The sequence below is a fragment of the Pseudomonas lurida genome (assembly GCF_013522705.1).
GTDB lineage: Bacteria > Pseudomonadota > Gammaproteobacteria > Pseudomonadales > Pseudomonadaceae > Aquipseudomonas > Aquipseudomonas quebecensis.
This window is the reverse complement of sequence record NZ_JAAMRE010000037.1, coordinates 48,381-55,478: the sequence shown is the minus strand read 5'-3', so window position 1 is coordinate 55,478 and position 7,098 is coordinate 48,381. Positions and strand designations below refer to the sequence as shown.

The window sequence follows — 7,098 nt, the reverse complement described above, 5'->3', positions numbered from 1 at the left end:
AAGTCAACCGAAACAGTCGTAATCTGCATGAGGACGCTCCCTTCCGCTAAGTGTGGATAACACTTTAACTTTGGCACATAGATGCCGTTAGGAAGGGGGCGTCCATTCCATTACCACAGCAAGCCCGTTCACCACAGCAAGCCCGTTCACCACGGCAAGCCCGTTCACCCAGCAAGCCCGCTCACCACAGCGTCAGGGGGCTGCCCATGGATTTCCAGGCCGCGATGGCCGCGCCTCAACCTAGCCGGTCTTGCCGGTGTGGTTGTTCAGTGAAATCACCTTGGTCTTGCCGATGCGGTGACGGTAAATCTCGCGCAGGTACTTGATCGCCTTTTTCACGCAGTCCCGTGACAGGCGAATGTCATTGATGGACACGAACTTCTCTTTGTCGTTGATCAGCTCGCGGTACTTCTTCTCGTACATCGGTTTGATCGCGTACCAGTTGGTATCGAGGATTTTCGCCGGGTTCTCGAACTCGTTGAGCAGTTCGTCGATGCGCTCCTCATCGAAATCCTCGTGGATGATGAAGTCCAGGATCGAGTTGTCCAGGGTGTCATCGAATCGGTAGGGGTTACGGGCGAAACAGCGTTTGATAAATGCCACGATCAGCGTCAGGAAGTCGTCCGACAGGCACGGGCTCTTGGCGATCAGGGTGGTCAGCGACAGGTTGGCCGACGCGCCGATCACCAGGGCATAACGCTTGAGCGTGGTGTTGGGGAACAGGCTGTTGAGGTGCGTCTTGAGCCGATTCAGGTCCATGTAGGACAGCTTGTAGTCCTTGGGCAATGAGACGATCGACACCACCGACGAGCAGTTCTTGAAGAAGTGCAGGTCGTGCAGCGCCGCTGCGTCATAGCCGGAGTTCTTGTATTGCTCCAGGGATGCCTTGTACCGCTTGGACTCGATCGGCAACAGGCTGATGCCTTCGATGGCCTGGGTGACCTTGTTGAAATGCGGCAGGTCGATGGACCGGAAGAACAGGTCGTCGATGTTCAGGCGCTGAGGTTCTTTTTCGAACACCTTGAATTTGTCATTCGAGGGCGCCGGGGTTTCGGGGACGACGGATTCAGCGTACGCAATCGCCACAGGGCCGGCCAGGCTCATAAACAAGTCGTTGGCATCCAGGCGAATGGTCTCGCCGATGTCGATGCCGGCGCGTCGGAAGTAGTTCTGATCGTAGTCGGTGGTCACGGCCTGGGCCGTAAGAATGTTGAAGATCTGCTGTGAGATGTATTGGTTGGCGTGTTTTTCCATGGCATTGACATCAATGTTCTGGATGTTGCCGTCATCGCTTTCTTCGGCATAACGCATGATGTCGTTGGAGATCAGCATCATGGCGTTCCAGGGCCGGATACGCCCTTTCACACTGGCTTCGCTGCTGTCTTCATTGGCGAAGTTGTAAGAGAAATCCCATTCTTCCGACAGGTATTTGCATAGCAGACGCCCGGCGTTGATGTGCAAGGCCTCGGACATCTCGCTGCGATGGTCGGAAATATTCGGCAGCACGCAAATGCCGCTGGTAAAGATCGGCTCGAACACGAAGGCGTGGCCGCTCTTGCTGTCGTGCTCGTCGGCGGGCTTGGTGTCGAATGTCTTGTTCATGTACGAATGCTGCTGGGCCAGGCCGAACTCCGAAGCCATGCCCGAGCCGGTGCCACCGCCGGCGCTGAAGATCGAAAAATACAGGCGCGACTGGTTGGCCTTGATGCCGCATGAATCGATGAGGTACGAGTGAATCATCTTCCAGTCGGGGCTGGAAAAGCGCTGGGTGTCTTTATTGAGGATGATCTTGGCCAGGTACTGGCCCAGGATTGGCGCGTTGCCGGCGCCACCGGCGTGCACTTCCGACAGGTCCATGATTTTCATTTTGCTGTAGTCGCGCAGGAACCCGCTTTTTTCGTTCTTGCGCGAGAAGCGGATGCGCCCGGCGATGTCCTTGTCCAGATCGCCCAGCATGACCAGCGGCTCCACCAAGAATACCGGTTTGCTGGCCTTGCCATTGCCCAGGCGCAGGTTGTTGCGGATCCACTGGGCCGGGCTGTAACCCTTATCGATCGACTTGTCTTCAGTGCTGAACTCGTTCAGGTAAAACTTGCGCGCGTTGTACACCAGCTCTGCCACATCCAGGGCGATGTTCGAACCGCAACGACCCAGGCCGATCAGGCACACCGAGGGGAATTCCTGGTCGCTGTGCTGTTCGCCATCGCCCTCGGCGTGAGGCGGACGCGGGAACACCATGTCACGCAGACCGTCGAGATTGTCGAGGATGCGGTCGGTATTGGTCTCGGTGAAGTACAGGTATTGCTGGGTGGCCAGCGCGGAGGTGGAGCTCAATGACTTGGAACCTGAGGGTTTTTCCGCAGGAGCTGTGAGCAACACGTCGGATACCACGGTGGCAGAGTTATTTTTAGAAGTCATTGTGCGCCATGTGCCTGGGCGGATGGCTGGAAAATATCAAAGGGCCATCACGGATTGGGTTGTTCGCGACTTTGCAGTGCGTCCTTGTCCTGAACCATTGGCCTTCGGCTTGATGGGCTCGGCAAAACCTGGCCGGACGTTCATGGATCGGCCGTTCGTCGGACTTCTTTAGATAAATGATGGCTAACTGCCAAGGATTCGACGTCAGCGGATTGGCCTCACGGTTGAGCCAGCGCTGCCGCGGTTTGGTGACGCCGCTTTGGACGGTGCAGGCTCTTTGTTCGCCGCAGGTGTGAAGGTGTGCAGCGGATTATGCCGCTCAATGCCTTGTACTACGCCGATGATCTCGCCGATGCCCACCGCCGGGCTCAACAGGTAGCCCTGGATAAAGTCGCAATCAAGGCTATGAAGCAGTTCGAACTGGGTGTGCGTTTCCACGCCTTCTGTCACCACCTGCAGGTGCAGGGTATGGGCCATGCCGATGATGGCTTGGACGATTTCCAGGTCGGCGGTGGATTTGGGAATGTCCTGGATAAAGGAGCGATCGATCTTCAGCGTGTTGAGCGGCAAGCGCTTGAGGTAGGCAAGGGACGAGTAGCCAGTGCCGAAATCGTCGATGGCCAGCGATACCCCGAGCGAACGTATTTGCCGCAACAGCGCCAGGGTGCTGCTGATATTGCCCATCAGCGCATTCTCGGTCACTTCCAGTTCCAGGCGGTTGGCGGCCAGGCCGCTGAAGCGCAGGGCATCTTCGATTTCATCCGCCAGCTCGTCGCGCGCCAGGTTCAGGGCCGAGCAATTCACCGATAGCGTGAGCTGGGTGTAGCCTCGGTCGGTGAGCTGGCTGAGGTCATGACAGGCCTGGCGCAGTACCCAATGGTCCAGCTCGGCGATCAGGCCGTTGCTTTCGGCGATCTCGATAAACCGGTCGGGTGCGAGCAGCCCGTGCTGTGGGTGCTGCCAGCGCACCAGAGCCTCCAGGCGGCTGACCTTGCCCAGTTTCATGTCGAAGATCGGTTGATAGAACAGCACCAGTTGGGTGCCGGTGCGCAGGGCGTTGCGCAGCTCTTCTTCCAACTGCAGTTCGAGGGTGGCGCGGGTCTTTAAGTTGGAGCTGAAAAAATTCAGGCTGTTGCGTCCCGCATCCTTGGACTGATACAGCGCCAGGTCGGCGGTTTTCAACAGCTCTTCACAGGTCATGCCGTCATCGGGAAACAGGCTGATGCCAATGCTGGTGGTCATCACCATCCGACGGCCGGCCAGTTCCACGGGTTCTTTCATTTTTTGCATGATGCGCTGGGCCAGATGGCGCGCTTCGTCGCGGTGATGGATGCTGATCAGGATGCAGAATTCATCGCCGCCAAAGCGCGCGACTACGTCGGCATGACTGCGCACCGAGCCTTTGATATGGCTGGCCAGTACGGTCAGCAGTTGATCGCCGGCGTCGTGCCCGAGGCTGTCATTGATGCGCTTGAAGTGGTCTATATCGAGGAAGATCACCGCCATCATGCCGTGGGTGGCGGTCTTTTCCGCGACTTTTTCCGCAAAAATCTGGTTGAACCCGCGACGGTTGAGCAGGCTGGTCAACGCATCGTAATGGGCTACCTGCTGCAGGGACGCGCGGGCCTGGTCCAATTCGCTGAGCAGGGCGTTGACCCGACGCAGGTCGCGTTCCTTGTGTTGCAGTTTCTTGTCCGCCAGCGCCGCGCTGATGCTGCTGCCGATTACCAGCAAGGTGATCACCGCCACCGACAGGCCCAGCTGCATGGGGTTATTGTTGGGCGCAACCGAGAGGTCAGCACCGGTAGGCACTACCATCTGCATGGCGGCCATGCCAGTGAAATGCATGCTGATAATGCCCGCGCCCAGGACCAGGCTGGCGGCATATTTAAGCAGTTGGTGGAAGATCCCGGCCCCGGTGCGCAGATAATTCGACAGCAACAACGCGGCGAGGCTGGCACCGATGGCAATGCCGATCGAGGCCAGCAGCAGCCATGAGTCGAAGTACATCCATGCCTGGGAGCGTATCGCTGACATGCCGACGTAATGCATCAAGGCGATGCCAAGTCCCATCCACACCGAGGCCAGCAGGTATTGAAGCAGCCGCAGCTTGGGATGGCTGAGGGTTTTCATGGCAAACAACGACGCAATCAGCGCGATCAGCAATGACACGAAGGTCATCGTCAGTTCGTAGTGAATTGCGATGGGCGCCTGGAAGGCCAGCATGCTGATGAAATGTGTCGACCAGATGCCCCCAGCCAGGCAGCCGGCCCCCAGCCAGCGCCAATGTCGGCGCGCGGTGGGGTCCTCGACATGGCCGACCCGCTCGGCCATGTCCAGCGTGCCGAACCCTGCCGCGCAGGCCACCAGATAAGCCAGCAGCACCAGAAACGGGTTATGACTGCAATTGAGTAATAAATGCCCGTTGGTGGGGAGGTCGGTAAAGAAATGCAGACCCAGCCATTCCATAGCATGTCCTGTCATAGCGTCACGTCACGGCCTAAGGCGATGACCTATGAGGTCGAGTATAGAAGCCTCGCGGAATTTGCCAGGGATAATGGCACTTTGCTCAGAACCTTTTCGGCATGCTGCCCATAGCGTTTGATGCTAAGCGCTGATGGGCAGCTCGAATTCAAACGGTGCCTGCAGGGGCGGCAGGCCGAAGGCGGCGCGCGCGGCATCGCAATCGACGTTCTGCACGCCCTGGCTCCAGGACGATTCGAACTCGCGGCATACACTGGAGCGCTGCTCATAGATCGTGCAGCGCGTCCCTTCGCCCACCGTGCCTTCAAGGCTGCAGCAGCGCGCAGGTTTGCGGTCGGTGCCGATCATCGCCACGCGAGTGGGATTGATCTGTTCCACCAGATCATCGGGCACCGTACCACCCGACGAGGCGCACTCGCCCCAGAAGAACGACACGCGAAAATAGGAACAGCAGGCACCGCAACTCAGACACGGACTGGCTTCGGACATGGGCGTCATCGATAAGAAAAGTGGGATAGGGGCACTGCAGGAAGGCTCGCCATTCTATCCACGCCAACGCCATTGGGAAGAGGGGGGCACACATATATTTTGTGTAGGCGAAGTCCCGCAGTGCCGGGTGAAATTACGTCCTATCAGCTTTACGAATCATTACAGACAACCACCGCCGGCGTGACTATGTTGCAGTTACCTGAGCGGGATGCATCGGGCATCGCAGCTCTCATAACAATAAAAGAGACGGACCCATGCAGAACTCGACCCAAGCGGCGAATGCCTGGCGCATTCTGTTCCTGCTGTTCCTCGCCAACCTGTTCAATTTCTTCGATCGCACCATTCCGGCAATCATCATCGAACCCATCCGCATGGAATGGCACCTGAGTGACTTTCAGCTCGGCATCATCGGCACCGCCTTTACCATCGTCTATGCCATCGCCGGCCTGCCCCTTGGGCGTCTGGCCGACACCGGCTCGCGCAGCAAGTTGATGGGCTGGGGGCTGTTTGCCTGGAGCGGGCTCACGGCGATCAACGGCCTGGTAGGCAGTTTCTGGAGTTTTCTGCTGGTGCGCATGGGGATCGGCATCGGTGAAGCGAGCTACGCGCCGGCGGCCAACTCGCTGATCGGCGACTTGTTCCCGGCGCACCGCCGCGCCCGCGCCATGGGGATTTTCATGCTCGGGCTACCGTTGGGCCTGCTATTGGCGTTCTTTACCATCGGGGCGATGGTCAAGGCGTTCGACAGCTGGCGCGCGCCGTTCTTTATCGCCGCGGTGCCGGGGCTGATCCTGGCGGTGTTCATGTTCTATATCAAAGAACCCAAGCGTGGCGCGGCGGAGGCGGTGCAGGTGTCCCAGGCGCGCGTCGACCGCCCGATCCGCCGCGTGCTGGCGGTGCCGACGTTCCTATGGCTGGTGCTGGCCGGGTTGTGCTTCAACTTCGCCACCTATGCCTGCAACTCGTTCCTGGTGCCGATGCTGCAGCGCTATTTCCTGTTGCCGTTGCAGGACGCGGCGGTGGCCACCGGTTTCATCGTCGGTGTCACAGGCCTGATCGGCCTGACACTGGGCGGCTGGATCGCCGACAAGATCCATCAGCGGATCGCCAATGGCCGGCTGCTATTTGCCGCGTGCAGCCTGATTATTTCCACCGTCACCACCGCTTGGGCCCTGCATGCCGGGCGCATCGAGATCGGCGTGTTTGTCGCGCTGTTCAGTGTCGGCTGGCTGTTTGCGTACAACTTCTACACCTGCGTCTACACCGCGATTCAGGACGTAGTGGAACCGCGCCTGCGGGCTACGGCGATGGCGCTGTTTTTTGCCGGGTTGTACCTGCTGGGCGGCGGCATGGGGCCGATTGTGGTGGGCGGTTTGTCCGACCACTTTGCCCATTCGGCGATGTACGCCGACGGTGCGCAACAGATGACGGAAGCCTACAAAGCCGTGGGCCTGCACGACGCCATGTACCTGATCCCGGTGGCGCTGTTCTTGACGATGCTGTTTCTGTTCCAGGCCTCGCGCAGCTTTGTGCGGGATGCCAAGCGCATGAAGGAGGGGTTGAGTGCGGTTGAGGTGCCGGCTGTTGCCGCGACCGCTTGAGACTGGGGTGAAGCCATCGGGGGCAAGCCCCCTCCCACATTGATCAGTGATCGACATGACAACTCGGTCAACTGTGGGAGGGGGCTTGCCCCCGATAAGGTCAGCA

The 7,098-nt window shown here is 59.0% G+C and carries 4 protein-coding genes; 1 reads left to right on the top strand and 3 read right to left on the bottom strand.

Annotation, left to right across the window (positions count from 1 at the left end):
- Positions 1-240 precede the first annotated feature (240 nt).
- From G7025_RS24315 to G7025_RS24305, 3 genes are all read right to left on the bottom strand, one after another.
- Positions 241-2,418, bottom strand: a complete 2,178-nt coding sequence (locus G7025_RS24315) for a hypothetical protein (RefSeq protein ID WP_181081560.1) — start codon at positions 2,416-2,418, stop codon at positions 241-243.
- A 204-nt stretch (positions 2,419-2,622) separates the two neighbouring features.
- Positions 2,623-4,887, bottom strand: coding sequence for a putative bifunctional diguanylate cyclase/phosphodiesterase (locus G7025_RS24310; protein ID WP_181081559.1), 2,265 nt, complete (start codon positions 4,885-4,887; stop codon positions 2,623-2,625).
- Positions 4,888-5,025: 138 nt separating this feature from the next.
- Complete coding sequence (locus tag G7025_RS24305) at positions 5,026-5,391, bottom strand: YkgJ family cysteine cluster protein (protein ID WP_181081558.1); 366 nt, start codon at positions 5,389-5,391, stop codon at positions 5,026-5,028.
- 254 nt (positions 5,392-5,645) lie between these two features.
- Here G7025_RS24305 and G7025_RS24300 point away from each other — a divergent pair, with 254 nt between their 5' ends.
- Entirely contained in the window at positions 5,646-6,992 is a 1,347-nt protein-coding gene (locus G7025_RS24300) for a spinster family MFS transporter (protein ID WP_181081557.1), read from the top strand.
- Positions 6,993-7,098 lie beyond the last annotated feature (106 nt).